Here is a 25,446-nt window from a genome sequence, read left to right on the forward strand (position 1 = left end):
CATAGTGGCAGGAACCGCCGATGCACCTGCGAGTTTTACCGGTTGTTTAACTACAAGAAACGAGTTCAGCCTTGCCTACCTCTATCGATGACGCTTCGTTGCTATCTGAAACGACCGCCCAGCTTCAGGAATTCATGGTTGCACTCAGCGATGGCTGCAAGTTGGCAACCGATGTCTACGGTGTCAACCAGCACGATCGGCCACTTCCCGTCGTTCTGGAACGCACCCCCTATGGAAAACGTTCAAGCCGGGATTCAGATCAGTCTGTGCACGATCAGGCAACTCCGCAACCCTCCGAAATCGCCGACTTCTTCGTGCAAAGGGGCTACATCGTCGTGCGGCAAGATTGCCGAGGCCGAGGACGTTCCGAGGGCGATTTCGTGAAGTACCTCAACGAGGGCCAAGATGGCGCCGATACCATCACTTGGATCATCTCCCAGCCTTGGTGCGATGGCAGGGTGCTGATGAACGGCGTTTCCTACTCGGCGCATGTCCAAACGGCGGCCGCAGCGCTGTCGCCAACCGGCCTTGCCGGAATGTTCATGGACTCCGGCGGTTTCTCTTCGGCCTACGAAGTTGGCATGCGCATGGGTGGAGCCTTCGAACTCAAGCAAGCCACGTGGGCTTTTCGCCACGCGGTCCGCAGTCCCGAAGCCGCTGTGAACCCCGTCATCGCTTCGGGCCTGGCAGAAGTGAACGTTGCTGATTGGTTCCGGCAAACGCCATGGCGGAAAGGCAACTCGCCGCTAAGCCTGACCCCTGAGTACGAAAATTTCTTGCTTGAGCAATGGGCCAACGAAAAGTTCGACGGCTACTGGAGCCAGCCAGCCATTTATGCCCGAGACTCCTATGACAAGTTTCCCGATGTTCCCAGCTTCCACATTTCCAGCTGGTACGACCCGTACGTCGCTTCGGCCACCGAGAACTTCCAGCAGCTTTCCGCGCGTAAAACCAGCCCGGCGTACCTGCTTCTGGGTCCTTGGATTCACGGCAAGCGATGCCAAAAATACGCGGGCGACGTGGACTTCGGCCCGAACGCATACTTTGACGGCAATCTCGCGGCCTCGTACCTGGATTTCCGAGCAGACTGGATGGACGAGGTACTCCGCAGCAATTCCACGGCCGACCAACGCAGCCGTGTCACCTATTTCCTGATGGGCGGCGGCAGCGGCCGCGCCACGGAGCAGGGACGGCTGGACCACGGTGGCCACTGGGAACAGGCAAGCACCTGGCCGCCGGAGAACACGCAGAAAATTAACCTGTACTGCTCACCCCAAGGGCAGCTGACTACCGAACCGGTTCGGGCAGAAACCAGCATTACCTATTCGTTCGATCCCAATAATCCGGTTCCCACCATCGGCGGACAAGTAACCAGCGGGGAGCCTGTAATGCGCGGCGGGGGCTTTGATCAGGTGGTCAACGACTCGGTATTCGCCGCCGATCAGACACCGCTTCCGCTCAGCGCCCGGCCGGACGTGCTCGTCTTCCGAACCGATCGGCTCGAGGAGTCGATGAGCATTGCGGGCGAGGTCACCGCCGACATCTATCTCTCCTCCTCGGCCAAGGACACCGATTTGACCATCAAACTAATCGATGAGTACCCGCCGAACAGCGATTTTCCTCAGGGATACGCCCTGAATCTCACCGAAGGCATCATGCGTGTCAGATACCGGGATTCCTTTGCGGAACCCGAGCTAATGAATCCACATCAGGTCTACCGTGTTCGGGTTTCGGCGCCGGCGACTGCGAATCACTTTGCAGTCGGGCATCGGCTGCGGCTGGATATCTCCTCGAGCAATTTTCCGCGCTTCGACATCAACTCGAATACCGGTGGGTTGATAGCCACCGACAGGGTCAAGGTGGTCGCCGAGAATACGGTGCATATGTCCGCGGAGCATCCCACAGCAATCTCGCTTCACCTTGTGAAAAATTAGCCCGGCAGCAATCTCCGGGCGGTGCTTGGGGGATGAATTCGGCGCATCTTTCCGGCGAAACCACCAGCATCCTGGCGTCAAGCCAATCCACAGTCCGGTTTCATGACCGTGGCAATTAATCGCTGAATGAGGCCGGGACAAACACAGTGCGTGTTTGTCCCGGCCTCATTGGCTGCCTGCTCGTAAATTCTCCCACTCAGGTATTGTCAGTGCGCTGGGCAGCATCCAGCCGCCGAATGGACCTCTATCCAGCCTTGCCAGGCCGAATGCTCTATGCGCTCGGGGGTTTCATGATCGTAAATCATCGTCTCTGTTCCATCCATAGCTGTCCCTCGATCTCGATGAGTTTATGTACTGGAAGTGGCTGCGAGTCGGAACTGAGGCATGCACCGGTATCCAATCGATAGATTTCTTTATGCAGCGGGCAGGCGACGGTCGGCACCCGCTGGCCAGCGATGGCGGCATCGCCGAGAATTCCGCGAGCCATCACCTTAGCCCCGCTGCTGGGGCAGTGATGGGAGGCGGCGAAGAAGTCCTGCGAATCGGTGCGGTACAACGCGATTTGCCGGCCATCGAGCAAGGCGCTCTCTCCCCATCCCGGTTCCAGATCATCGGCCGGGCAGACCGATACGTGCGTGATTGGGATTTCTAATGCATACTCTTGGACTGCAGCGCTCATCACGGCGCTCCTTTCAACTGGTTTGCTTCGGTGGTTTGAGCCTAGGACTTCAATGTTTCGCGCCGTACGTTGTTCTGTTGCACCTTCGTAAAGGGTCCCTCACCGCGGCCTTTGCCCATGGTGAGCCTGCGCTCAAGCCCGTGATTCAGCGGAATTCCGAGACTATTTCTGCGATCCCCAACGGTGTGCCAAAGGCAATAATTCCAACATATTTCATGCTTCTCACCGATGCTTTTGGCCATGGTGGATAAATTTGCGGTGACCGAAACACCAGGGTAATTAGCGCGCAAAATCGGCTTTCTAGGCTGGGGCTTAGCAGCAACCAGCACGTAATGTTCCGAGCGAAAGTCGAGTTACATCATGGGTACAGCACATGGATTACGCCGCATCGTGGTGGTCGGTGGAGGTCCCGCCGCTCACCGCTTCACGCAGGCCTTTTCCAGCCGCGAACCGAGCGGCGTTCACCTGACCGTACTGACCGAGGAAACGCATCTGCCCTACGACCGGGTTGCCCTGTCCCAGGCCCTGACCACCCCGGACGTCGACCTGACGCTCGGAGAAGCCAGCTTGTGGGAACACGAGTTTGTCAGCCTCGAAACGGGTGCTGCGGTCATTGGGCTCGACGCCGCCAACCGGCGCGTGAGCACCGCCGACGGACGCAATTTTGACTACGACGAGCTGGTTCTGGCCACCGGCTCCAACGCCGCCACCCTCCCGATTCCGGGGGCCGAGCATACCCACGTCTACCGCACCTTGGAAGATGTCTGGGCCATCGCCGATCAAGTCCGCCAGCTCACCAATGATCTGGGGCGCGCCCCGGTGGTCGCGACCATCGGCGGCGGGCTGCTCGGCCTGGAAGCCGCGGCAGGAGCGCAAGCGCTCGGCGCGCAGGCGGTGGTGATCGATGGCGGCCAGTGGCTGATGGGAACGCAGCTCGACGAGGGCGCAGGCCAGGCGATGGGCCGGCTCATCGCGGCGACCGGGTTCACCGTGCACGGCGGGGTGTTCCCGAAAGAAATTCTCACGCACGCACAAACCGGGACGGTCACCGGGGTGCTGATGGCCGACGAACGCACCATCGCCGCGGATCTGGTCATCGTGTCCATCGGGGTGCGCCCGCGCGATGAGCTCGCCCGCAGTTACAACACGGGACTCGAAGCGCAGCAATGCAGCGCGCCGCGCTTTGGCCTCGGACCGCGTGGCGGCATTCAGATCAATGCGGGCTGCGCCACCGCGATCCCGCATGTTTACGCCATCGGAGAGGTAGCGAACTTCGAAGGGGTGTGCGTGGGGCTGGTGGCCCCGGCCAACGCGATGGCCGAGATCCTGGCCGATCGGTTGCAGGGAGGCAGGGGCGAATTCACCGGCTTCGACACCGCTACTAAGCTCAAGCTCTCCGGTGTGGATGTGGCAAGCTTCGGCGACGGGTTCGCCCGCACAGAGGGCGCGCTGGAGGTTGTCTACGCGGATGCTGCGCGCGGCCTCTACCAGAAGATCGTCATGTCTTCGGACGCGAAGGTGCTGCTCGGCGGCATTTTTGTTGGCGATGCCACCCCGTACCAGTCATTGCGTCCGCTGCTGGGTCGCGAGCTTCCCGGTGAACCGGGCGCTTACCTCAGCGCGCTGGGCGGCGAAGCGCCGCAGGGCGAGCTGCCCGATGATGCGGTGCTGTGCTCCTGCAACAACGTCAGCGTGGGCACCATCCGCGATGCGGTGGGCGGCTGCGGCAGCTGCGCGGGCAATGCCCCGGTGACCAGCTTGGCCGGGCTGAAGGCCTGCACCCGCGCCGGAACCCAATGCGGATCCTGCGTGCCGATGCTCAAGAAGCTCATGGAATCGCAGATGCTGGACAACGGCGCCGAAGTTTCCACCGCGATGTGCGAGCACTTCGAATTCTCCCGCGCCCAGCTCTTCGAGGCGGTGGCCCTGGCCGGTGTGCGGACCTACCCGCAGGTCATGGAACGCTTCGGCACCGGCGCGGGCTGCGACATCTGCAAGCCGGTGATCGCCTCGGTTCTGGCCAGCCAGACCTCGGTGCACCCGATGGATGCCGGACTGGCCGGCACTCAGGACACCAACGACCGGGTAATGGCCAATATGCAAAAAGACGGCACCTACTCGGTGGTGACGCGCATCCCGGGCGGGGAGATCACCCCAGAGAAGCTCGGCGTGATCGCCGCCGTCGCGGCCAAGTACAATCTGTACATCAAGCTGACCGGCGGGCTGCGCATCGACATGTTCGGCGCCCGCCTGGAGCAGCTGCCAGAAATCTGGAAGGAATTGGTGGACGCCGGTTTTGAGTCCGGCCAGGCCTACGGCAAGTCGCTGCGCAACGTAAAAACCTGTGTGGGTTCCTCCTGGTGCCGCTACGGGATGCTGGACTCGGTGGCCATGGCCATCCAAATGGAGCTGCGCTACCGCGGACTGCGTGCCCCGCACAAGTTCAAGATGGGGGTCTCGGGCTGCGCCCGCGAATGCGCGGAGGCGCGCGCCAAAGACGTCGGGGTGATCGCCACCGCCGAGGGCTGGAACCTGTATGTGGGAGGCAACGGCGGGGCGAACCCGGCCCACGGGCAGCTGCTGGCCGGCGGCATCGACGATACGACGCTGATCCGCTACATCGACCGCTACATCGACCGCTACCTGATGTATTACATCCGCACCGCCGACAAGCTGCAGCGCACCGCCCACTGGATGGCGGACCTGGATGGAGGCATCGAGCACGTGCGCGCGGTGGTGGTTGCTGACTCGTTGGGTCTGGGTGCGGAACTTGAGGCCGCCATGGAAACCCATGTGGGCAACTATCAGGACGAATGGGCTGCCACCTTGGCGGACCCGCAGAAGCTGCGCCGCTTCCGCTCCTTCGTCAACGCCCCCGGCGCGGTCGACACGCAGCTGGAATACGTGGCCGAGCGCGGTCAGCACCGCCCGGCGGCTCCGGTGCAACTGGGCGCGGCCATCCGCATCGGCCCGCCCAGCTAGCACGCACCCGGGCCGGCTACCAGCGCGGGTGGATGGCGGCGCGCAGCTTCGTGTCATAGAGCTCGCGCACCGATGCGTTAAAGCCGCCCGAAATTTGCAGCGACCCGGCGGCGGCATTAGCCCGTGCCTGCTCGGCGTTGCGTGCCCCGGGGATGATGGAGCTGATGCCGTCCTGGGCGGCCAGCCAGGCCAGTGCCACTTGGGCGCTGGTTGACTCGGGGGCCTCGGCGGCGGCCAGCCGTGCGAAGTCCCCGGCCGCCTCCACGCCGGTGGCATAATCCACGCCGGAGAAGGTCTCTCCCACGTCGAAGGCGGAACCGTCGCGGTTGAAGTTGCGGTGATCGTTATCGGCAAATGCGGTGTGCAGCGTGTAGCGGTTGGTCAGCAGGCCGCTGGCCAGCGGTACGCGGGCGATGATGCCCACCCCGGCCGCGCGGGCTGCGGGCAGAACTTCTTCCAGCGGCTTGTGCCTAAAAGCGTTGATGATGATCTGCACGGTGGCGATATTCGGGCGGGCGATCGCGGCCAGCGCCTCGTCCACGGTTTCCACCGAGACGCCGTAGCTGCGCATCCGGCCCTCCTGAACCATGGTATCCAGCGCGTCATACACGGCGTCGGTGGAGTACACCGCGGTGGGCGGGCAGTGCAGCTGCACCAAATCCAGTGTGTCCACACCCAAGTTGGTGCGCGAACGATCGTTCCAGGCGCGGAAGGCGTCCAGGTTGTAGGCCTCGGGAACCTGCTCCACACGGCGGCCCATCTTGGTGGCCACGGTGAGATGCGCCTGCGGGTTGGCTTTCAGCCAGCGGCCGATTAGCGCCTCGCTGCGTCCGTCGCCGTACACATCGGCGGTGTCGAAGAAGCTGACGCCCGCGGCGTAGGCGGCGTCGAGCACCGCAAAAGCGGCGACCTCATCCACCTCACCCCAGTCGGCGCCCAGCTGCCAGGTGCCTAGGCCAATGACGGAAACGGTTTTATCGGTGCGTCCAAGTATTCGCTGTTGCATGATTTCGAGCATACCGCCTAGCGCCGTGCTGACTTGTAGTTACCGGAGGGTTTAGGCGTTGAGCGGTGCGGGAAATCAGCTGGCTTGCACGGCCCTGCTCCCCTAGTCGTTCGCTGCGATGACGTAGAACTCGGCGCCGGTGGGATCGGCGATGACAGCCACCCGGCCAAAGTCCGAATCCATCGCCGCGCTGATTTCGGTGCCTCCGGAGGCAACCGCCGTGGCTACCGCCTGGTCCACGTCGGCCACGTTGAAGTAGACCTTCCAGCCAGCCAAACTTGGATCGTCAAAGTGCGAGATGTCCATAATTCCGGCCCGCGCCTGCTCACCGGAGCCGAGCGTTTGGTAGCGGAACTGATCGTTATCGCTGAGCACCTCTAGCTCCCAGCCAAGTGCTTGGCGGTAGAACTTCGTCGAGCTGTCAAACTTTCTGGTATGCAGTTCATGCCATGCGGGGGTGCCCGGTTCACCCTGGCTCTGGTAGCCGGTGTGCCCGGCGAACTGCCAGAGCCCCACCCCCAGGCCCGAGGGATCTCCGATCATCGCCATCTTCCCCTGCTCGGGAACTTCGACCGGTGGCAGGTAGACCTGCCCGCCATGGAATTCGGCCTTGTCGGCGAGCTCTTCGATGTCATCTGCGCGCAGATAGGTGCTCCAGACATCTGGGTAATCATTGTCCGGATCGTTGCCCATCAGGCCCGCGACGGTGCGCCCATCCTTGGTCGCGGTCAGGTATCCACCGTATTTTTCCTCGTCGCCCACCTCGTAGCTCCACCCGAAGAGCTGGGAGTAGAAGGATTTGGCGGCATCGAGATCTCTGGTGAGCAGATCGATCCAGCACGGTGCGCCCGGCGGAAAATCGGGTATGGACATTTTGTCCCCTTGGTTTGCGAGTTGATTAGTGATGACAGGCTGAGTCTAAGTCTGTCCTGCGGGGTATTCAATGCGCCGAGAGCTAAATAATGATACTCAGTACCTTGATTTGGAACAAAGTTTCAGTACGCTGATAACGTGATCCACTTCACTAGAGATGTGTTGTTCGTGCTTTAGGAGCCCCAGTGATTCGTTCGAACTCAAACCTGACCATGTCCGTGGCTGCGCTGTTGGCCGAAAGCGCCGTGCGCCATCGTGATTTGAACGCCATCACCGTCAATGGCCAGAGCACCAGCTACGGTCAGCTGTGGGATGAAACGCGCGCCTATGCCGGTGCGCTGCGCGATGCGGGCATCGGAGCGGAAGATCGAGTGGCGGTGCTCATTCCCAACGTCACCGATTTTGCGCGCGTTTACTACGCAATCCTCTCCCTGGGTGCCATAGTGGTCCCGGTGCACGCGTTGCTGAAAAAGCAAGAAATCGCCTATGTGCTCGACGATGCGTCGGCGAAGATGCTCGTCTGCGCCGCTCCTCTGCTGGGTGAAGGCGCCGCCGCTGCGGGGCTTGCCGGAGTCCAGCTGCTCAGCGTCTTAGCCCCGGAGGAGCTGGAGACCGACCGGCTCGAAGATCGGGCGGCCAAAGCCACCGCGATCACCACCTACGTTCCGCAGCACCCCGAAAATATTGCCACAATCCTTTACACCTCAGGCACCACCGGAACACCCAAGGGTGCGTTGGGCACGCACCTGGCGCTGGTGGAACAAACCAGCACGATGCTGCTGGACACCATCGATATGCGAGTGGGCGACAAGATTTTTGGCGGGCTGCCGCTGTTCCATACCTTTGGGCAGACCGCGGTGCTCAACACCGGGATGCGGGCGGGAGCCGAGATCGTGCTGCTGCCGAAATTCACCGCGAAAGGCGCGCTGGATCTGGTGCTCGACGAAAACATCGACATCTTTTTCGGTGTGCCAACGATGTATGTTGCGCTGCTGGAAGCGGGAAAGACGCGGGCTGATAAACCCACAAAGCTTCGTTATGCGGTCTCCGGCGGGGCCGCGCTGCCGGTGGCGATACTCACCGCCTTCCAAGACCGCTTCGGTGCGCCGATCCATGAAGGCTACGGGCTGACCGAAACCTCGCCGGTGGCCGCCTTTAATCAGATGGGACGGGCGCCTCGGCCTGGGACCATCGGCACCGCGGTCTGGGGTGTGGACGTAGAGATCGCCGATCCGGGGTACCCGCAAGAAATCCGTTTGCTGCCTACCGGGGAGCTCGGCGAGCTGGTGATCCGTGGGCACAATCTCTTCTCCGGGTACCTGAACCGTCCGGAAGCGACCTCCGAGGCAGTGGTGGACGGCTGGTTCCGCACCGGGGACCTTGGCACCAAAGACGAAGACGGGTATCTGCGCATTATGGACCGCACCAAGGACATGATTCTGCGCAACGGCTACAACGTGTACCCGCGCGAGGTGGAAGAGGTACTGGTCGGGCATCCAGAAATCTCCAACGCCGCGGTCTACGGGATCCCGCACGAGCTGCATGGCCAGGAAATAGCCGCGTCGATCACCTTAGAACCCGGTTCAACGCTGACGGAAGAAAGTATCGGCGCCTGGATCAGCAAGCAAATCGCAGCGTACAAGTATCCTCGGCATATCGAGATCGTCAGCGAATTCCCGCTGGGTCCCAGCGGGAAGATTCTCAAGCGTGAACTGGTGGCAAAGCACGGCGCGTAGCTGGTGCTTTTAGTTCCCTGATGAGCCCCAGTTAAATTCTGGGCGACGTTTCGCAGCGAAGGCAGCACGGCCCTCGGCCAAGTCTTCGCTGCGTGCATTGCGCTCCCAGAGCTGCGCCCAGTAGGAGTCGAACAACGAGTCCGGGGTGCTCGCGGTACTCAGGGTGATGGCTTCCTTGGTGTGCACAATGGAGAACGCGGAATTTGCGGCCATTTGGAAGATCAGCGTCGCCAGCTGGCTTTCGAGTTTTTCCTTGGGAACCACCTGCGTAAACAGGCCCCAGGCCGAAGCCTGCTCCATGGAGATCTCTGCGCCGCTAAATAGCAGGTACTTTGCGCGGCTTTGTCCCACGGTTTGCACCAAACGCTCCACGCCCGGACGCGGAAAAACCAGTCCGACCTTGGCCGGGGTGATCGCCAAGCGGGTCGTATCCGCCGCCAACTGGATATCGCAGGCCGAAGCGAGCTGCCAGGCCCCACCAAAACAGTTTCCACGCACCACCGCGATGGTCGGCTTGGGACAGCCGGTGATCGCCCGATCCACCAGGTCAAAATGGTTGACCAGTTCGCCGTCCACCGGCTCGTCAAAGAGCACCAGATCCATTTGGTCAATGGCGATGCCCGCGCTGAAGTCTGCCCCGGCGCCGGTGACGAGGATCGTGCGCACCTGGGGGTCAACGGATAATCCGGAAAATGCACCGACCAGCTCCAGACACATGTCCTTGGTCAGCGCGTTGTACTGGGTGGGGTTATCCAGGGTTACCGTGGCTACGTGGTTAGTGATCTGCACACCGATGCTGCCGCGTTGCTGCTGACTCATCAAACACCTCAAGATTTTGCTCGTGCCCAAAAGTTATTCTTGACTTCACCGTGCCACACTAAGGGTGTGGATGCACAGATTATTTACACCGTTATCGCCGGATTGCTGCTGGTCGTTTCCGCCTTGGGCACGATCATCCCGGTACTTCCCGGATCGCTGCTGACCATTGTGACCCTCTTGGGCTGGGGTTGGCTGCTTGGCTCGGGAGCCTCCTGGTGGGCGGCGGGGCTCGGTATGCTGATCGCCGCCCTGGGTTGGTCCGCCTCCGCGGTGCTGACCGGGCGCAAACTCAAGCAACATCAGATCCCTAAGGGCTCGATCTTCTGGGGGCTGATCGGTGCAATCGCCGGGGCGTTTATCATCCCAGTGGTGGGTTTGTTTATAGGTTTTGCGCTGGGACTGTTTATCGGCGAAGCCGCACGGCACCGTAAATTTGCCGGCGCCTTGGCCTCCTCGTGGGCGACGCTCAAGGCCATGGGGTTGGGCATTCTCGTCGAATTCGGGTGCGTACTGCTTGCCACCTCGGTGTGGGTCATCGGTTTGATCACGCACTTCGCGACGCGTTAGATCCAGCCCACCTCGCGGGCATAACGTGCAGCCTCAATCCGGTTGGCCGTATTGGTTTTGCCGATCGCGTTAGACAGATGATTGCGCACGGTTCCGGCACTCAGGTGGACCGTGGAGGCAATCTTCGACACCGGGGCACCGGTGGCTGCGAAGCCCAGAATTTCTCTTTCCCGCTCGGTCAGCGGATTATTCCGTGTTTCTACGCTGAGCATGGCGCGCTGCGGATCGACCACTTTATCCCCCAAGTAGACCCTGCGGATAGCGGCGATCAACTCCGCGGGCGGCGAATCCTTGACGAGGAATCCGTGGGCTCCCGCTTCGAAGGCCTGGCGGAAATAACCTGGCCGGTCAAAGGTGGTAAGAATCAGCACTTTAACCCCCGGGTGGCTGGTTTTCAGTTCGGCGGCGGTAGATAATCCGTCCTGGCGCGGCATCTGCACATCGAGCAGCGCGATATCTGCGGGCTGGGTATCCAAGGCGGGGGCCACTTCATCACCGTCCGCGCACTCGGCGACCACTGTGATGTCTGTTTCCAGATTCAGCAGGGCAGCCAAAGCTCCGCGGACCAGGTGCTGGTCATCGGCGATGAGTACGCGAATCACCGGGCCTCCTTGGCGTCAAAGACTACTTGCACGCTGGTTCCGCCCAGCCGTGATGAACCCACTGTACAGTTGGCGCCGAACTGCCGGGCACGTTCCTGCATTCCTCTGATGCCATGACCGGGGCGATTTGCTTGGCAGCCGTCCCCGTCATCGTCGATACTCACTTGGCCCGGTTCGATATGCAGCACCACCGTGCTCGCGTGGGCGTGACGCAGCACGTTGGTCACCGCTTCGCGCAGGATCCACGCCACGTGCGAGCGATACTGCAATGGGATCTGCTCGGCGGTTCCGGCTACCGTGAATTCGAGGTTGTTGTCGTTGCACGCATGCTGCAGCTCGGCCAGTTCAATCTCCAGGTCTTGGCGGTTAAGACCTTGGACGGTGGTGCGCACCGAATCCAGGGCATCGACCGCCAGCTCACTGAGTTGCACCAGTTCGCCCCGAGCCTGCTGGTACTGCTTTTCATCCATGAGCCGCAACGCCAATTGCGCTTTCAAATTCAGCGCCGTCAACGAGTGCCCGATGCCGTCGTGAACGTCTCTGGCCACGCGTTCCTGCTCGGCCACCACAAGAAAATCTGCCCGGATCCGCTCGGCATCAGAGGAACGGGTGATGGCGGCGACGGTAATGGCGTACACCACCATCAAGACAATGTTCAAGCCAATCAGGAAAATCACGTCCGTGAATTTCCCGAAGAACGCCGGCAGCGCAAAGCAGGCCACCAGCACCGCGGCATAGGTGGTGATGGTCCACTTCTTGGTCAGCAGGAACGCGGCATAGGAGGTGATGAACGGGAACAGCCCCATGACGGTTAAACCGGTCACCGGGACGCCGATGACGATGATGGCGCACAGCATCAGAAAATACACGTGCGCTCGGCGTTGCTCGGTTCCGCCTTGGCCGACGATCCACGAATACTTCGCATAAGCCCGAAGGTAAATGGCTGCGAACACCACCACCAAGCTCAACCCAATAACTCTGGTGGGCAGCGGATAGTCATCGACGAGCAGGTCAAGTATGGGGAAAACCAGGAAGATGATCCATACTCCGGCCACCATCCAGCCCCAGCGGTCCCAGAACTTCTGTTCATCCCCGAAGTCGCAAGGTTCTTCTGGGGCTTGATTGGTGCCTGGTGCGTTGAGCTTCACTGGCGCGCCTTGGCTTTCCTGGTTGCTACTACCGCGAAGAGCGCGAAAATGATTGCCCATGCTACAAGGTTAGCCGTTGGCATCCACAATGGATCCGGCGCCATCTCCACTCCCGCGGGCATATCCTTGAGCAGCGGGTAGCGTGCCAACGCGACGTAGCCGAACATCGGGGTGAAACGGGCGGCATCCAGCATGCCGCCTTCCAGGGGCATGAATACATTTCCGAAGAAGGCGAAGAACACCATCAGCCCGGAGGCCAGGCCGAGGGCCGACTCCGATTTGAAGACCATCCCCACCCCGATGCCGTAACAGGCGAAAATCATCGCACCGAGCAAGACGATCAGGTAGCTGGCACCCCAGATCCATGGTTCGTTCACTTGCGCTCCGGTGGCGGCGCCCAAGGTGAAGACTATGGCCGCGGAAATGCCGGCGACGGTTGCCGCGACAATCATCTTGCTGCCGACGAACACCGCCGGTGGCATTTTGGTCAGCGCTATTTGCCGGCCCCAGCCCTGCATCGTCTCGGTTGCGACGGTACCGGCGATCGCCACGGTACTGACTGCTGCGCCGTAGGCGGCCATGGAAATCATTAAGTAGAACTTCACGTTGCCGGCGCCCAAATCCAAGGCGGTGTAGCTGGGAATGTTGCCGAACAAAATGTACATGGCTGCCGGGAGCAGCAACGCGAAAATGAGGTTGTAGCCATCGCGGAAGTGCCGGGTGAACTCTACCCGGATGTATGTGGTCATCATGAGGCGTCCTTGGTCAGCTGGATGAAGGCGTCTTCCAGGCTCGGGGAGGAAATTTCCAGATCATAGGCTTGGTATTCGCCCAGCAGTGCGGCGGCAAAGCGGTCCGAGTTTTGGCATTGGAATGCGAAACGTGAGCCATTGCGTTCGGTGATCTGCACCGACTGATCAAATGTTGCCGCCTGTTCCCCCTGATCTTCTGAGGGGAAGGACGCACTGAGCGTGCGGCCAGATATGAGCTGACGTAATTCGGCGGTGGCGCCGTCGGCCACGATTTTCCCTTGGCTCATCAAGATGGTGCGTTCGGCGAAGTTCTGGGCTTCTTCGAGGTAGTGCGTGGCGAAAATGACGGTGCGCCCTTGGGTGGCTTCGGATCGCATCGTGGACCAGAATTCGCGGCGCGCCATCACGTCCATGCCGGCCGTCGGCTCATCGAGGATCAGCACATCCGGATCGGGCAGTAAGGCCAACGCAAATTTGATGCGTTGCTGTTCACCGCCGGAGCACTTGCCCACACGCCGTTTGGCGATCCGGGTCAGGCCCGTTCGTTCCATGACCTCATTGATGCGATCAGGCTTACCGTGCATCGAGGCAATGACCGTCACGGTTTCCTTCACCGTCATATCCCGCAGTAAGCCTCCGGTTTGCAGGACGGCCGAGACGCGTCCGGAGGAAACCGCCTGGGGAGGGTCCAGGCCGAGGATTTTCGCTGCACCGGCGGTCGGCTGGGTCAGCCCAAGGATCATGTCAATGGTGGTCGTTTTCCCGGCACCGTTGGGCCCCAAAAAAGCCACTATTTGCCCGGTGGGGATTTGCAGGTCGATTCCTTTGACCGCCTGGACCTTAGTGCGCGGCGTGGAGAAGGTCTTGGTCAACCCGGTCAGCGAAACTGCTTCGGTTCTAATCAGCGTTTGCATACCTATAGTCTTCGCGCGATGCCTCACGCGGGGAAGAACAGAAAGTCATGTCATGACCATGACCGTTGTCATGGCGGTGCTGCCCTGCAGGTGCGTAGCTGTGGGAGCTTGAGAACCAGATGACTTGAAACTGCGCAGAGGCTGTGACCTTGGCAACTTGTGATGCACCGCCGGCGAATTGTGTCCGATCCGCTGGGTGCACGCATTGCTAAGATCTGTGCCGGTCAATGGCCTGAATTCCGTTCCCCGGCATGGAAATAGTGTGCGCGGGTGGAGGAGGAATACGGTCAGCTCTCCGGGAAACTCACAGCGATTTACCGTAGGCTTTGAGCGTGCTAGATCAAACTTCTTTCCTCTCGCTCATGACGCAGTTCGGGACGCCAACCCTCGGAGCAGCGTTCCTGCCCGACTGGCTGAATCCTGTTGTCTTCCTTAACGACCCGGCCTTAGGCCCATGGGTCGTCCTGTTAGTCTGCGGCATCGTTTTCGCGGAGACCGGGCTACTTGTCGGGTTCTTCCTGCCAGGCGATTCCATGCTCTTTACCGTGGGCATGCTCATCGCGGCCGGAACGATTCACGTCCCGCTGTGGCTATTTGCCCTGTCAATCTTTGTCTGCGCCTTTGCCGGTGATCAGACCGGCTACATGATTGGTAAGAAGACGGGTCCGGCGATCTTCAAAAAGCCAGACTCCCGGTTCTTCTCGCAGGCGAACGTGGAGCGAGCACACGGGTTCTTTGAGAAGTTCGGTGGCCGCGCGGTCATCCTCGCACGCTTCGTCCCAGTGGTGCGCACCTTCGTGCCGGTAATCGCTGGCGTGGCCAAGATGAACCATAAGACGTTTGTCGCCTACAACCTCATCGGCGCCTTGCTGTGGGGCGTCGGCGTGACCTTGCTGGGCTTCTGGCTGGGTCAGTTCACCTGGATCAAAGACAATATCGACATCATCTTCATCCTGATCGTCTTCATCTCGATCATTCCGATCCTGATCGAATTGCTCAAGGCCAGCATGGCAAGCAAGAAAAAGAAGAACACCCAGTCACACGTGATCGAGGACTAAGAGTTTTAAGCACTCCGGCCGCGGAATTGTCCGCCGGCCCATTGCACGCCGCGGCGTATCATCCACTGTTCGCAGGGTTGAATACAGCCGCGGCGTACTCCTTTGCAGATTAAATCATCTCCGCGGTCTATCGCTCTGATCGCTTCGGTGCCTGCAGGACGCAACGCGTTCATGAGCACCTCGCAGTCGCAGTAACCGCCCAGCAAGCGAATTTTACGTTCTAAGGCGGTGGCCCGCGGTGCGCTGTGATCGCGGTACTCCTTGAGTACGCGCAGGGATCCGCCGCACGGCGACTGCCCGGCCACGCGGTACATATAGCAGGCAAGACATTCGTGGTCGACGGGAAGCGGTAAGTCGCTCATCTCAGGGCTCCTAGCTGGCAGATGATCAGTGATTCATCTCAGCTTCAACCCCTAGGCCGGTAAGCGGTTAGCTGCCTCGTCGAACTGTGCATAACCGCGTGGCGCTACATATTCTTTTTCAGGAATTCTTCGACTCGGTCCAGTGCTTCGGCCACACGGTGATAGCCGGCGGCGAAGGATAACCGGATAAACAGGTTCCCCTCGAACGGGTCAAAATCACCACCCGGGGTGAGCGCCACCTGCGCTTCTTCCAAGACCGCGGCACAAAAAGCCGAAGCCGAACCGAACTGGGCAAGTACCTGCGGCGAGAGTTTTCCGTAGAGATAAAACGCGCCGTCAGCCGGGGCGGCCGCAATAATTCCGAGCTTGTCCAGACTGCCCAGTACCAGTTCGCGGGTGCGCGCAAACTCGCGCACGCGTCCTTCTGCTTCGTGGAGACTGTCTGGTTCGAATGCTGCGAGCACCGCTCGTTGTGCTGGCGCTGGGGCACACAGTGCCAGGTTCGAGGCCAATCCGTCGACCACTGCCAGCATGTCATCCGGGACGATCATCCAGCCCAGACGCCAGCCGGTCATCCCCCAGTATTTGGAGAACGAAGACACCACAATACTGGAGCGCGAGTACTCCCAGGAGGTGTGGCCCTTGCGCTCCGGGACAAACTCGATGCCGTGGTAAATTTCGTCGCTAATCAGCCGCACCCCGTTGGTCTGGCACCAGGTAGCCAAGGTTTCGAGTTCTTCGGCGCTGAGCATGGTGCCGGTGGGGTTGTTCGGGGAGGCGATCACCAGTCCGTCGAGGCGACCGTGTTTCTTTTTCGCCGCTTCCAGAAGCTCGACGGTCGGCTGAAAACGCTGCGCGGGACCGGTAGGCAGATCTACGACGTTCAGTCCCAGGGCTTGCAGAATATTGGCATAAGCCGGGTACCCGGGGCGAGCCAGCGCGACGATGTCCCCCTGGTCGAACGCCGCAAGAAATGCCAGCTGAAATGCGCCGGAGGACCCTGCGGTCATCACGAAGTTTTCCGCCGGAATCTGAATACCGTAGGTCAGCCGGTAATGATCGGACAGGGCCTGCCGCGTGGGTTCTAATCCAATGGTTGAGGTGTATCCGAAGTCTGCCTGCTCGGCGTGGAGTTTTGCGGCAAGCTCGTTGACGGCGGCCGGGGCGCCCCCGCCCGGCTCACCGACGCACAGGGAGATCACGTCGTGGCCGGCGGCACGCATGGTGGCTACCGTATCGACGATCTGCATGACCTCAAAGGGCGGTACCTGGCCACGGGTTGAGACTTTCATTTAGCCGTTCCTTGGCCTAGTTCTTTTTCCTTCACCGGGTGGCGCGAAAGGATGGAGATGCGATTGAACGCGTTCATTGCCACCGCGATCCATTGGATCGCTGCTACCTGTTCATCGTTGAGCAGCAGCCGCGCCGAGGCAACTGCGGCGATGCGTTCCTCGGGGCAGGGCAGGTCGGTGGTGGCCTCGGCGATCGCTAGGGCCGCACATTCAAATTCGTCGAAGTGCCCTCCGCATTCATCCCAGGTGCTGAGCAAGACGATGCGCTGCATTGTTTCGCCGGCCGCCAGCGCCTTGCGGGTGTGCAGGTCCAAACAGTAGGCGCAGCCGTTGATCTGCGAAACGCGCAAGTTGATCAGCTCGGCAGTGCGGTCACTGACCCCTGCTGCGCGGTAGGATTTGGCAACTTGAGCGGAGAACTTCCCAATGGAGTTCCACAGCTCGGGGTTGGTCTTGTCGAGAAAAAGCGGGTCTGAAACGGCCATATGTGAACCATACCCGTCAAGCATGTTTAGCCGCCACATATGCCAAGGGCCCTGCCTCACGCTTCCACGTGTGGCAGGGCCCTTGCTGACCAAAGATTAGTCTTCGTCGGCCGCGAGCTGTCCGCAGGCGCCGTCGATTTCCTTACCGCGGGTATCGCGCAAGGTGGTCGGCACGCCCAGGCTATCCAGCCGGCGCACAAACTTGCTGGTGATGTCCTTCTCGCTTCGGGTCCAGACCGAGCCCGGTACCGGGTTCAGCGGAATCGGGTTCACGTGCACCCAGCCGCGGCCACGGGCGTTGAGCTTCTTCGCGAGCATTTCTGCACGCCACTCGTGGTCGTTCATGTCCTTGATCAGCGCGTATTCAATGGAGACGCGGCGTCCGGTCTTCACGTAGTAGTCAAACGCGGCGTCCAGTGCCTCGTCGACCTTCCATTTTGAGTTGACCGGGATCAGTTCATCGCGCAGCTCGTCATCCGGTGCGTGCAGCGACAAGGCGAAGGTCACCGGGACGTTTTCCTCGGCCAGCTTGCGGATGGCAGGAACCAGGCCCACGGTGGAGATGGTGATGCCACGCGCGCTCATGCCCAGGCCTTCAGGGACGTCGGCGACCATGCGGTGCACGGCGTTCATCACGCGTTTGTAGTTGGCCAGCGGCTCGCCCATACCCATGAACACGATGTTGCCCACGCGCTCATCGGGGTGCTTCTGCCCGCCCAGACCGCCCTCGGCGATCACGCGGTTAGCCTGGACGATCTGATCCAGAATTTCGGCGGTGGACATGTTGCGGGTCAACCCGGCCTGGCCGGTGGCGCAGAATGGGCAGTTCATACCGCAACCGCACTGCGAAGAGATGCACAGGGTGATACGGCCCGGGTAGCGCATGAGCACGGACTCAATGAGCGAACCGTCGAACAGGCGCCAGAGGAACTTGATGGTCTTGCCATCGTCGGTCTCCAGGCGCTTCACCTCGGTAAGCAGCTTCGGGAACATTGCCTCGGCTAGTTCCGCGCGGCGCTCCTTGGGAAGATCGCTCATCTTCTCCGGGTCGGTGGTGTAGTGCGTGAAGTAGTGCGTCGACAGCTGCTTGGCGCGGAAGGCGGGCAGGCCCAGTTCCTTCAGCTTGGCCTGGCGCTCGGCCAGGGAAAGATCAGCCAAGTGCGTTGGCGGCTGGGAGACGCGGCGCTTGGTGGCGAACTGCAGCTCGGGGCGGCCATCGGCGCCCATCTCCTGCTTCCAGCCTTCGGCCGTCGGAACGACCTGAGCGCGGCCTTCGGCCTGGGCTCGGGACTTGGAAATACGCAGTTGCTGGGCACGTTGCGCGGCGGCCTGCTCGGTGCGCAGGGCCTTGCGTTCAACGGCGGAAAGTGTGGTGGGATCGCTGGAAGTCATTGCTACCTATTGTTTCACGTATCTACTGGATGTTGGCGGTGAGTTTGGGCACGCATCGTGCGATCGGTCATGGTGAAAATTCTTGCTACCGAATCATGCACTTCCTGGTTCGCTAGAATCCGTGAGAACACCGCGTCGCGCGGGCCGCTGAGCCATTGGGCCATCGGCCGGCCGAGCATCATATTCAGGTGCGCCCGGCGGGAAGCAAGCCGTGCGGCGGATAACCGGGTTTGTTCAAAGTCAGCTAATTTATGCCTGGAACACCCGGAATTCAGCACCCCGGCAAGCGCTCCTGCATCGAGGAGTCCCAGCGCGAGGCCTTGACCACCAATGGGGCTGATCTGGTGGGCGGCGTCGCCGATGAGGATGGTTCGGCCGTGGACCATATTCGGCACCGCAAACTGTGCTGTCGTGAAGTCGCTGTGCATGGTGCGTGAGTGTTGAGCTAACCGGTGGCCGGTGCGCCGGTGGACGAGTTCTTCCAACGACAAGCTTTGGCTTCGATCTCGGTGTGCCACCCAGCGGCGTTGCTCACCGGGCAGCGGAAAGGATTCGACAATCCCGCTTGGGTGCAGGTAGAGCACCGCGGTCTCACCCAATCCACTGGCATCGGGATAATCACCCATGCGGTAGGCGTCGGGCAATGCTCTGCCGCGCCACGGTACCGCTAAGGCACGGCGTACTGCCGAATCCACCCCGTCGGCGCCAATCAGCCACCGGGCACCATGAACCTGGGGCTCTGCGTTGCTGTGCTGCACGGTGAAGTGCACACTGTCGGTGCCCTGCCCCAGCACATGTTGGAAGCGGCAACCTAGCTGAAGTGCCTGTGGTGCCAGCTCGGCCAGCCGCTCGCGCAAGAGCAGCTGGGTTTGGCGTTGCGGCAGTGCCAGGACATACGGGTAGTCGCCGGGAATGCGCGCAAAGCCCAGAGCCGCGCGCTGGCCTCGCGTGAAGACTCCCACGCCCTTGCGGATCTGCAGTCCTTGGTGCGTCAGCTGTTGCGCAATTCCGGCTTCGTGCAATACTTCAAGCGCCGGCGGATGCAGGCCGATTGCCCGCGAATGCTCTGCGATCTCCTGGCGTTTTTCGAAAACTTGCACCCGATGGCCACGTTTAATCAGCAAGATGGCGAGGGTCAAACCCACCGGCCCCGCGCCAATGATCGCGATGTCAGACTGCATCGGCCGGTTCCCAAAGCAACAGGTTTCGGAAGGGGCGGCGTTCTTCTACCCGCCACCCGGCGGGCACACGCCGGGCCAATTCGACTGAGGTGGAACTGCGTCTGATGGAGAGCAGTCCGTCACGCCGGATGAAGGAACTGGTTGCCAGCGGCAGTGTTGCCGCACCGAAGAGCACCGCAGCGATCCGTGAGCGGCGGATATCCGCGTGCACTACCCGGCCGGTGGCCAGCCGCTGCGAGTCCTCCAGCAGCCCGGAAAATTGTTGCTCATCGAGATGGTGGAGCAGGTGGTTGGAGATGACCACATCAAACTGGGCCTGCTGCGCTGCCAGCTGGCTGCTGTCACTCTGGCGGAATTCGAGACGGCTTGCGGGTAATCCAGACCTCTGCCCGGCATCGCGCGCATACTGAAAGGCTCGTTCATCGGGGTCGATTCCCAGAACTTTGAGGTTGATTCCGTCGGCCAACGCTCGTTTGGCCAGCATGATGGAGATATCCCCGCCACCGCAGCCGATATCCAGCAAGGTGGCGGGCCGGTTGGTGGGCAGCTGATTCACCATGAGCTCGGCGTAAAGTCTGCCCCACCCTGCCACCACCCGGTTAACCAGGGGAAACTGTGCGTAGGTTCGGCGCAGAAGTGCCGGGTCGCAGTCGGGCCTGTCCATTTCTTCGACGGCGTCCTTGGCGCGGGCGAGTTCAAACATCAGACCTCCGGGCGGAGGGTGAACAGCCCGGTTTCCACGGTGAGTCCTGGACCGAAAGCCATGGCGCAGACTCGTTCTCCGGGCTTAGCCGCTGGATTCTCCATAATTTCTTTGAGCACAAATAACACCGTGGCACTGGACATGTTGCCGTAGTCGGAGAGGATTCTGCGGGCAGGTTCCAGCTGGACCTCGCTCAGTCCCAGCCGGTTCTGCACCCGATCCAGGATCGCCCGGCCACCGGGGTGGATCCCCCAGTGTGTGATCTGTGAAACCTCTAGTGCTGGCGTGGCGTCTTTGGCAAAGAGTGGTTCCAGTGCGCCGCTGATGTGGTCATCGATAATATGCGGGACGTAGGTGCCAAGCACCATCTCGAAGCCTTCATCGCCGATGTTCCAAGCCATCGCTTCCTCGCCCACCGGGGTCAGCACGGTTTCAAAGGCGTCCATATCCAGTCCCCCGTTGCCACGCTGAGTAACGAGGGCCGCTGCGGCGCCGTCGGCAAAGAGCGCAGAACCCATAATGGTGTCCGGATCGTTGGAACTGCGCACATGCAGGGTGCATAGCTCGGCGCACACCACTAATACCGTCGCTTGCGGATCGGCCAGACAGAAATCCCGGGCAGCGCGTAGTGCGGGAAACGCTGCATAGCAGCCCATGAAGCCTAGGTGGTGGCGAACCGTATTGGGGCGTAAACCCAGTGCACGCACAATTTGGTAGTCCGGGCCGGGGTTGTAAAAGCCCGTGCAGGACACCGTAATCACGTGGGTGATTTCGTCGGGAGCTATCTCCGGGCAGGCGGCTAGCGCTTTGCGTGCCGCAGCAATAAATAGTCCCGGTGCGTGAGCCACATATTCGTTGTTTCTCGTCGCGGTGCTCGGCGAATGAAGCTGTTGGGTGCGCGCATCGTAGAACAGCGGATTCGCAGGTGGGTTGAGCGTATCGAAGTCCTCAACACAGCTATAGCGGGTATTAATCGCTGACGAATCAAAGGAGGTGGTGATCAGCCGTTGGCCCAGTCGGGTTAGTCCAGGTTGCACTGCGAAGACATCACGGACCTCGTCTTGTTTGAGGATCGTATCGGGCACGGCGGTCTGGATAGTACGCAGCATCACTGACATTACTTGAGCCTAAGCGGGCGGTAGGCCTGCGTAAAGGGTCGGCTGAAACTGTCAGTTATTTACAAGTTAGCCCAGTCGCTCAATTATCTGAGCACGCGGGCATAATATGATTATTTTGATTGCCATTCACAAAGGTTCGGCAAATACTGAGGAGGCCAGCATGGCAAAAGCATCAACGCATTCGCTAGAGGGAATTCGCCGGACCATTCTGGACGGGTTTTGGTCCCCTGGGGATCGCTTGCAGCCCACCACTTTGGCCGAACAATTCAGCACCAGCACCACGGTGATCCGTGAGTCTTTGACCCGCCTTGCCGGTGAAAACTTGGTCACCATTCGGCCGAACCGTGGATTTTTTGTCCCGGACCTGAATCTGGGCGAGCTGGCCGATATCACCGAATTGCGGTGTGTCACCGAAGCCCTGGCCGCGAAGCTTGCCACCGAGCGCGGAACCGTCAGTTGGGAATCCTCACTGATCGCGATACACCATAAGTTATCGCGCACCCCGCGGCGGCTACCCGAGGAACCAGATCGAGTGAACCCGCAGTGGTCCCAGGCGCACCGCGAATTCCACCACCAGCTCCTAGCACCCTGCGAATGCCAGCCGATGCTCAAGCTCTCCGGCGATCTGGCGAACTTCACCGAGCTCTACCGGCGCTGGGCCGCGCCATCTCAGGCAGCCGTGGCCCGCGACGTCGAACAAGAGCACGCAGATATTCTTGACGCGGCGCTGGCTCGTGACGCCGAAAAGCTGGGCCACTTATTGCGAAATCACTATCAAGCAACCGTCGACGTAGTGATGCATGCAGGACTGGTTGAGCAACCTGCCTAAGTGGCGGTGTTTTAGCTAGCGCCGGGCAGGATGGTGTTCGTTGCGACGGCCTCGTTCATGGTTGCGACCGCTTTGCGGACCGCATCGCCTGCTCGGGAATCGGTGGCGACTTCCTTAATTCGTGCTTGAGCGCGCTGCACACCGAGGGGCTCGATTTCTTCGGCCAGCACCCGCTGCAACACACCCATGCCATGAATGATGGAAAGCAGCGTCGCCTCATGGGTTGCGGCCTCACGCTGTCCCTGAAGTACCAAACTCAACCCGGTACGGAATTGACGTTCCAGCTGCCCATTGAGCACGCGGACGGGCGCCTTGCCTAAGCCCAATAATCCTCGCTCGCCATATTCGACAAGCCCCTGTTTGGCTAGCGAGTCGGTGACCAGACGAATATTGCATAGCCCGTTGATCGCTACGGCAGAATCGAGATTTATCCCGTCTTTGCCTTCGAGCTTTTCCAGCGAGTGTTCTAAGACAGGGTCTGCGATTGGTCCAGCGCCAACGATGGTGATTCGTGGATTCGGGTCATCGGTGAGCCCGATTCGCCCTGCCAAGATCAGGTCGGCAATGATGGCCGAGTTCATCCCGTATTTATAGGAGCTCATCACCGTTTCCGGTTGTCCGTCGTCCTTGGTGAGCAGTAGATACAGCATCTCGGAGATCAACATATTTCTAGGCTACCGAGTTTGGAAACCTACGTCCTCCCCATTACGACGGATTTTCTGAGGCCCAAAAGATGGTTCGGAAGATGCACCGGAGGTTTCCGTGCCTGTTGTAATTTGCTCGCGTTGTTCACGTCGACGCGCACGTTTTTCCTTGCGCAGCTGTTGCTTCTTGTCGTGGATTAGCGCCGAGGTAGTTCGGATAAACACCGAAATCCACGTGAAGATAATTGCCACGACGGCAAGTTCAAAGCCGGTGAGGTTGTAGTAGTTCCATTCCTGCCAAAGCAAGAACGCAAGCCACAAGGCACCGAGCGCCGTCAGCGACATGAGGTGGAAGACCACGGGGTATCCCGGAAGCAAAACCACGGTGCTGATTAAAAGCACCACCAGGCCCACCGCCGCCAGCTGCACAAACGCGCCATGCACCTCGGGAGCAACGTTAACCGGGACGACACCGATCAAGATGACACCTAGTGCTACCGCGAGCAGACACCAACGAACGATACTCGGGCGTGGGCGGACGAACTTAGAAATTCGGTACTTCTCAAAACCCGGGCGGCATCGGTAAGTGCGGGCGAGCCTGGCTAGGTCACGGGTTATGAATTCGGTAAATGCTGCCAGCACGAGCCCCGAAATAACCAGCGTGGTGTTGAAGGTCCAGAAAGATCCGATGCCCGCGTCGTACGTTCCTAGCGAGGAGAACATCGACTGCCACCAGCCGCGGTCTTCTGCCAGCAGCATGCTAATAACTACACCCGAAGCCATGAAGATTCCCAGGATGACCGATAGTGTCTGGGCATTCGTGCGTGCTGTGGCCACCAGACACAGGTATGCACTCAAGCCGGTGGCACCGCTGACAAGCAGTGCACCTGCAACCACGTCAACATGTAATCCAAAAAATGCCTGCTGCATCAGGTGAAAAGCAACCATCAAAATCATGATGGTGCTCGCCGCGTGAACCATCAGCAGGCCTAGCATTGTCACGATCTGTCGCCACTTAGGGATCCGTCGGAGCCACGGTTCGCGCGAGATGAGCAGCCGTCGAAAAGCGATGACACTGACTAGCGCTGCGCAGATGCCACCGGTGGTGGCAGCCACCGCACCGACGGAGAGGCCACCAGACAAACCTGGCCGGTTACCCACAAAGAGGATGAAGCCGACAACTAATCCTAGGATGGAACAGAAAAACCCGGCCCACAAGGCCTGCCGCTCAATCTCGAGTTCTGTGGCCGGTTTACCTTGGGTTTCAATGTTCGCTTCGGTCCGCACACTTCTAATTGTCTCATTGGTAGATATTTATCCAACGTTGGCTTAGGCCAACGCTTGGGTTAGCCCATTGATCATCAAAGTTATGGCACCAGAGAACGCAACGATGATGACAAAGGCCCTACTGAATTTGTCTGGAATCTTGGGTGCAAGATAGTTACCCAGAAGAATTCCGAGAACCATCGCCACAAGACATCCGGTCCACTGCGTCCAATGGAGCTCAGGCATCCCGCCCTTGGCCAGCAGTGAAGCGATGGCAAGCACGAAGAAATACAACTGAACGGAAATTGCGAACTTCGCCTGTGGCCAGCGGCTAGCTACCGCGTAACCGGCAATTGCGGGCCCAGAAACCCCGGCGGTGACGGACATAAATCCGGAGACTGCGCCGGCACCAATGGCAAGCTCCTTGCTCTGTGCGGCGCGCAGATTGCGCACCATGAAGCTTGAGAGCAGCGCAAGAATAACCATCGCCGCGATACCGACAGAAAGCCACGGTCCGCCAAGTTTGGAAGCCACCCATGCACCAGGAATCGTCATGACTACCGCAGGTATCAGCATCAGCAGAATCTTCTTATACTCAACGTCGCGGAAGACCTGAATCAGAATCAGAAAGCTACTACAGGCGCCAAGGAAATTGACCACCATGACCCCGTGGAAGGGTCCCAGGACCATCACGAGGAACGGTGAGGAGACCAGAGCGAACCCCATGCCGGAGATTCTTTGGGTGGAAGCGCCAACGAATACTGCAGCGCTGAGCCCGAGCAATGCCCCGAGTTGTAGCGTTTCCAACAGTGTTTTGCCTTCCAGTTCCCGCGCCAAGCGCAAGCGCGTCTTTGCTCCTTACGTTAGTACACCCGGATACGACTTCAGAATGCGCATTCCGCGGGCTCGCAGTCTCCGCCGGTCAACTGAGCAACGACCGTCATACGAGATCATTGCCTGCTTCCGGTCGCGAGGTATTAGTGGCAGGATCATGCATACCCGGCCACGTGCAGGACATGTCCTATTAGAACGACACATCACTTTCATTCTCTGACCTAGCCCGACCTGCCTTCCGGTTTCCCTGTCTACGGAGCGATTTATGGC

Annotated in this window: 24 protein-coding genes; 6 read left to right on the forward strand and 18 right to left on the reverse strand. The window is 60.2% G+C overall.

Features of this window, described 5'->3' with window-relative positions; all coding sequences use genetic code 11:
- The first annotated feature begins 71 nt into the window (after positions 1-71).
- A complete protein-coding gene (locus tag VJ369_RS17460; protein ID WP_324093269.1) occupies positions 72-1,934 on the forward strand; it encodes a CocE/NonD family hydrolase in 1,863 nt (620 codons plus the stop codon).
- A 301-nt stretch (positions 1,935-2,235) separates the two neighbouring features.
- On the opposite strand, the gene nirD is transcribed toward VJ369_RS17460, so the two are convergent.
- Positions 2,236-2,613, reverse strand: a complete 378-nt coding sequence (nirD, locus tag VJ369_RS17465; protein ID WP_324093270.1) for a nitrite reductase small subunit NirD — start codon at positions 2,611-2,613, stop codon at positions 2,236-2,238.
- Positions 2,614-2,973: 360 nt separating this feature from the next.
- On the opposite strand from nirD, the gene nirB reads away from it, so the two are divergent.
- On the forward strand, positions 2,974-5,595 hold the full coding sequence (gene nirB / locus VJ369_RS17470; RefSeq protein ID WP_324093271.1) for a nitrite reductase large subunit NirB: 2,622 nt from the start codon (positions 2,974-2,976) through the stop codon (positions 5,593-5,595).
- A gap of 16 nt (positions 5,596-5,611) precedes the next feature.
- Here nirB and VJ369_RS17475 read toward each other — a convergent pair whose 3' ends face one another.
- Positions 5,612-6,601, reverse strand: coding sequence for an aldo/keto reductase (locus VJ369_RS17475; RefSeq protein WP_324093272.1), 990 nt, complete (start codon positions 6,599-6,601; stop codon positions 5,612-5,614).
- Between the two features lie 102 nt (positions 6,602-6,703).
- Entirely contained in the window at positions 6,704-7,474 is a 771-nt protein-coding gene (locus VJ369_RS17480) for a VOC family protein (protein WP_324093273.1), read from the reverse strand.
- Positions 7,475-7,686: 212 nt separating this feature from the next.
- On the opposite strand from VJ369_RS17480, the gene VJ369_RS17485 reads away from it, so the two are divergent.
- On the forward strand, positions 7,687-9,210 hold the full coding sequence (locus tag VJ369_RS17485) for a long-chain fatty acid--CoA ligase (RefSeq protein WP_324093382.1): 1,524 nt from the start codon (positions 7,687-7,689) through the stop codon (positions 9,208-9,210).
- Positions 9,211-9,219: 9 nt separating this feature from the next.
- On the opposite strand, the gene VJ369_RS17490 is transcribed toward VJ369_RS17485, so the two are convergent.
- Positions 9,220-10,029, reverse strand: a complete 810-nt coding sequence (locus tag VJ369_RS17490; protein WP_324093274.1) for an enoyl-CoA hydratase/isomerase family protein — start codon at positions 10,027-10,029, stop codon at positions 9,220-9,222.
- Between the two features lie 39 nt (positions 10,030-10,068).
- Here VJ369_RS17490 and VJ369_RS17495 point away from each other — a divergent pair, with 39 nt between their 5' ends.
- Positions 10,069-10,596 carry a DUF456 domain-containing protein gene (locus VJ369_RS17495; protein ID WP_414652676.1) on the forward strand — a complete coding sequence of 176 codons (528 nt, stop codon included), beginning with the start codon at positions 10,069-10,071 and terminating at the stop codon, positions 10,594-10,596.
- On the opposite strand, the gene VJ369_RS17500 is transcribed toward VJ369_RS17495, so the two are convergent.
- Genes VJ369_RS17500 through VJ369_RS17515 form a run of 4 tightly spaced genes read right to left on the reverse strand, consistent with a single transcriptional unit; the run spans position 10,593 to position 14,012 of the window.
- Positions 10,593-11,198: a response regulator transcription factor gene (locus tag VJ369_RS17500; RefSeq protein ID WP_324093275.1), complete on the reverse strand. Its 606-nt coding sequence runs from the start codon at positions 11,196-11,198 to the stop codon at positions 10,593-10,595. The two genes, VJ369_RS17495 and VJ369_RS17500, sit on opposite strands and share 4 nt — an antisense overlap.
- A complete protein-coding gene (locus VJ369_RS17505; RefSeq protein ID WP_324093276.1) occupies positions 11,195-12,346 on the reverse strand; it encodes a histidine kinase in 1,152 nt (383 codons plus the stop codon). Before VJ369_RS17505 ends, VJ369_RS17500 begins: the two co-directional genes overlap by 4 nt.
- Positions 12,343-13,098 carry an ABC transporter permease gene (locus VJ369_RS17510; protein WP_324093277.1) on the reverse strand — a complete coding sequence of 252 codons (756 nt, stop codon included), beginning with the start codon at positions 13,096-13,098 and terminating at the stop codon, positions 12,343-12,345. Before VJ369_RS17510 ends, VJ369_RS17505 begins: the two co-directional genes overlap by 4 nt.
- Positions 13,095-14,012 (reverse strand): ABC transporter ATP-binding protein, encoded by a 918-nt coding sequence (locus tag VJ369_RS17515; protein ID WP_324093278.1) that lies wholly within the window; start codon positions 14,010-14,012, stop codon positions 13,095-13,097. Before VJ369_RS17515 ends, VJ369_RS17510 begins: the two co-directional genes overlap by 4 nt.
- 362 nt (positions 14,013-14,374) lie before the next feature.
- Between VJ369_RS17515 and VJ369_RS17520 the strand changes: the two genes are divergently transcribed.
- On the forward strand, positions 14,375-15,070 hold the full coding sequence (locus tag VJ369_RS17520) for a DedA family protein (RefSeq protein ID WP_324093384.1): 696 nt from the start codon (positions 14,375-14,377) through the stop codon (positions 15,068-15,070).
- Positions 15,071-15,075: 5 nt separating this feature from the next.
- Here the strand turns inward: VJ369_RS17520 and VJ369_RS17525 are convergent, their stop codons facing one another.
- The 7 genes from VJ369_RS17525 to VJ369_RS17555 all read right to left on the reverse strand — a co-directional run bounded on the left by VJ369_RS17525 (position 15,076) and on the right by VJ369_RS17555 (position 21,603).
- Positions 15,076-15,432 carry a DUF2695 domain-containing protein gene (locus VJ369_RS17525; RefSeq protein ID WP_324093279.1) on the reverse strand — a complete coding sequence of 119 codons (357 nt, stop codon included), beginning with the start codon at positions 15,430-15,432 and terminating at the stop codon, positions 15,076-15,078.
- 104 nt (positions 15,433-15,536) lie between these two features.
- Positions 15,537-16,724, reverse strand: a complete 1,188-nt coding sequence (locus VJ369_RS17530; RefSeq protein ID WP_324093280.1) for a pyridoxal phosphate-dependent aminotransferase — start codon at positions 16,722-16,724, stop codon at positions 15,537-15,539.
- The gene (locus tag VJ369_RS17535; RefSeq protein ID WP_324093281.1) at positions 16,721-17,209 is read right to left on the reverse strand and encodes a carboxymuconolactone decarboxylase family protein; all 489 of its coding nucleotides are present in this window, start codon (positions 17,207-17,209) and stop codon (positions 16,721-16,723) included. Before VJ369_RS17535 ends, VJ369_RS17530 begins: the two co-directional genes overlap by 4 nt.
- Before the next feature lie 96 nt (positions 17,210-17,305).
- Positions 17,306-18,601: a 23S rRNA (adenine(2503)-C(2))-methyltransferase RlmN gene (gene rlmN / locus VJ369_RS17540; RefSeq protein ID WP_324093282.1), complete on the reverse strand. Its 1,296-nt coding sequence runs from the start codon at positions 18,599-18,601 to the stop codon at positions 17,306-17,308.
- Between the two features lie 14 nt (positions 18,602-18,615).
- A complete protein-coding gene (locus VJ369_RS17545; RefSeq protein WP_324093283.1) occupies positions 18,616-19,782 on the reverse strand; it encodes an NAD(P)/FAD-dependent oxidoreductase in 1,167 nt (388 codons plus the stop codon).
- Positions 19,772-20,485 carry a methyltransferase domain-containing protein gene (locus tag VJ369_RS17550; protein ID WP_324093284.1) on the reverse strand — a complete coding sequence of 238 codons (714 nt, stop codon included), beginning with the start codon at positions 20,483-20,485 and terminating at the stop codon, positions 19,772-19,774. The genes VJ369_RS17545 and VJ369_RS17550 overlap by 11 nt, the downstream gene beginning before the upstream one ends.
- On the reverse strand, positions 20,485-21,603 hold the full coding sequence (locus VJ369_RS17555) for a type III polyketide synthase (RefSeq protein ID WP_324093285.1): 1,119 nt from the start codon (positions 21,601-21,603) through the stop codon (positions 20,485-20,487). The genes VJ369_RS17550 and VJ369_RS17555 overlap by 1 nt, the downstream gene beginning before the upstream one ends.
- A 160-nt stretch (positions 21,604-21,763) precedes the next feature.
- On the opposite strand from VJ369_RS17555, the gene VJ369_RS17560 reads away from it, so the two are divergent.
- Positions 21,764-22,432 (forward strand): GntR family transcriptional regulator, encoded by a 669-nt coding sequence (locus VJ369_RS17560; protein ID WP_324093286.1) that lies wholly within the window; start codon positions 21,764-21,766, stop codon positions 22,430-22,432.
- Between the two features lie 11 nt (positions 22,433-22,443).
- On the opposite strand, the gene VJ369_RS17565 is transcribed toward VJ369_RS17560, so the two are convergent.
- The 3 genes from VJ369_RS17565 to VJ369_RS17575 are packed head-to-tail and all read right to left on the reverse strand — an operon-like array spanning position 22,444 to position 25,179.
- Positions 22,444-23,097, reverse strand: a complete 654-nt coding sequence (locus tag VJ369_RS17565) for a GOLPH3/VPS74 family protein (RefSeq protein ID WP_324093287.1) — start codon at positions 23,095-23,097, stop codon at positions 22,444-22,446.
- Between the two features lie 9 nt (positions 23,098-23,106).
- Positions 23,107-24,363, reverse strand: coding sequence for a hypothetical protein (locus VJ369_RS17570; RefSeq protein WP_324093288.1), 1,257 nt, complete (start codon positions 24,361-24,363; stop codon positions 23,107-23,109).
- Between the two features lie 42 nt (positions 24,364-24,405).
- On the reverse strand, positions 24,406-25,179 hold the full coding sequence (locus VJ369_RS17575) for a sulfite exporter TauE/SafE family protein (RefSeq protein ID WP_324093289.1): 774 nt from the start codon (positions 25,177-25,179) through the stop codon (positions 24,406-24,408).
- Positions 25,180-25,446 lie beyond the last annotated feature (267 nt).

It is taken from the genome of Glutamicibacter sp. (assembly GCF_035257265.1).
Lineage (GTDB): Bacteria > Actinomycetota > Actinomycetes > Actinomycetales > Micrococcaceae > Glutamicibacter.

Bases quoted from the DNA above. Each gene is read 5' to 3' on its own strand.
- VJ369_RS17550 (WP_324093284.1), bottom strand. From the start codon at position 20,485: ATGTTTGAACTCGCCCGCGCCAAGGACGCCGTCGAAGAAATGGACAGG.
- VJ369_RS17530 (WP_324093280.1), bottom strand. From the start codon at position 16,724: ATGAAAGTCTCAACCCGTGGCCAGGTACCGCCCTTTGAGGTCATGCAG.
- VJ369_RS17545 (WP_324093283.1), bottom strand. From the start codon at position 19,782: ATGCAGTCTGACATCGCGATCATTGGCGCGGGGCCGGTGGGTTTGACC.
- VJ369_RS17520 (WP_324093384.1), top strand. From the start codon at position 14,375: ATGACGCAGTTCGGGACGCCAACCCTCGGAGCAGCGTTCCTGCCCGAC.
- nirB (WP_324093271.1), top strand. From the start codon at position 2,974: ATGGGTACAGCACATGGATTACGCCGCATCGTGGTGGTCGGTGGAGGT.
- rlmN (WP_324093282.1), bottom strand. From the start codon at position 18,601: ATGACTTCCAGCGATCCCACCACACTTTCCGCCGTTGAACGCAAGGCC.
- VJ369_RS17515 (WP_324093278.1), bottom strand. From the start codon at position 14,012: ATGCAAACGCTGATTAGAACCGAAGCAGTTTCGCTGACCGGGTTGACC.
- VJ369_RS17475 (WP_324093272.1), bottom strand. From the start codon at position 6,601: ATGCAACAGCGAATACTTGGACGCACCGATAAAACCGTTTCCGTCATT.
- VJ369_RS17535 (WP_324093281.1), bottom strand. From the start codon at position 17,209: ATGGCCGTTTCAGACCCGCTTTTTCTCGACAAGACCAACCCCGAGCTG.
- VJ369_RS17510 (WP_324093277.1), bottom strand. From the start codon at position 13,098: ATGATGACCACATACATCCGGGTAGAGTTCACCCGGCACTTCCGCGAT.
- VJ369_RS17485 (WP_324093382.1), top strand. From the start codon at position 7,687: ATGTCCGTGGCTGCGCTGTTGGCCGAAAGCGCCGTGCGCCATCGTGAT.
- VJ369_RS17565 (WP_324093287.1), bottom strand. From the start codon at position 23,097: ATGTTGATCTCCGAGATGCTGTATCTACTGCTCACCAAGGACGACGGA.
- nirD (WP_324093270.1), bottom strand. From the start codon at position 2,613: ATGAGCGCTGCAGTCCAAGAGTATGCATTAGAAATCCCAATCACGCAC.
- VJ369_RS17525 (WP_324093279.1), bottom strand. From the start codon at position 15,432: ATGAGCGACTTACCGCTTCCCGTCGACCACGAATGTCTTGCCTGCTAT.
- VJ369_RS17560 (WP_324093286.1), top strand. From the start codon at position 21,764: ATGGCAAAAGCATCAACGCATTCGCTAGAGGGAATTCGCCGGACCATT.
- VJ369_RS17480 (WP_324093273.1), bottom strand. From the start codon at position 7,474: ATGTCCATACCCGATTTTCCGCCGGGCGCACCGTGCTGGATCGATCTG.
- VJ369_RS17490 (WP_324093274.1), bottom strand. From the start codon at position 10,029: ATGAGTCAGCAGCAACGCGGCAGCATCGGTGTGCAGATCACTAACCAC.
- VJ369_RS17555 (WP_324093285.1), bottom strand. From the start codon at position 21,603: ATGTCAGTGATGCTGCGTACTATCCAGACCGCCGTGCCCGATACGATC.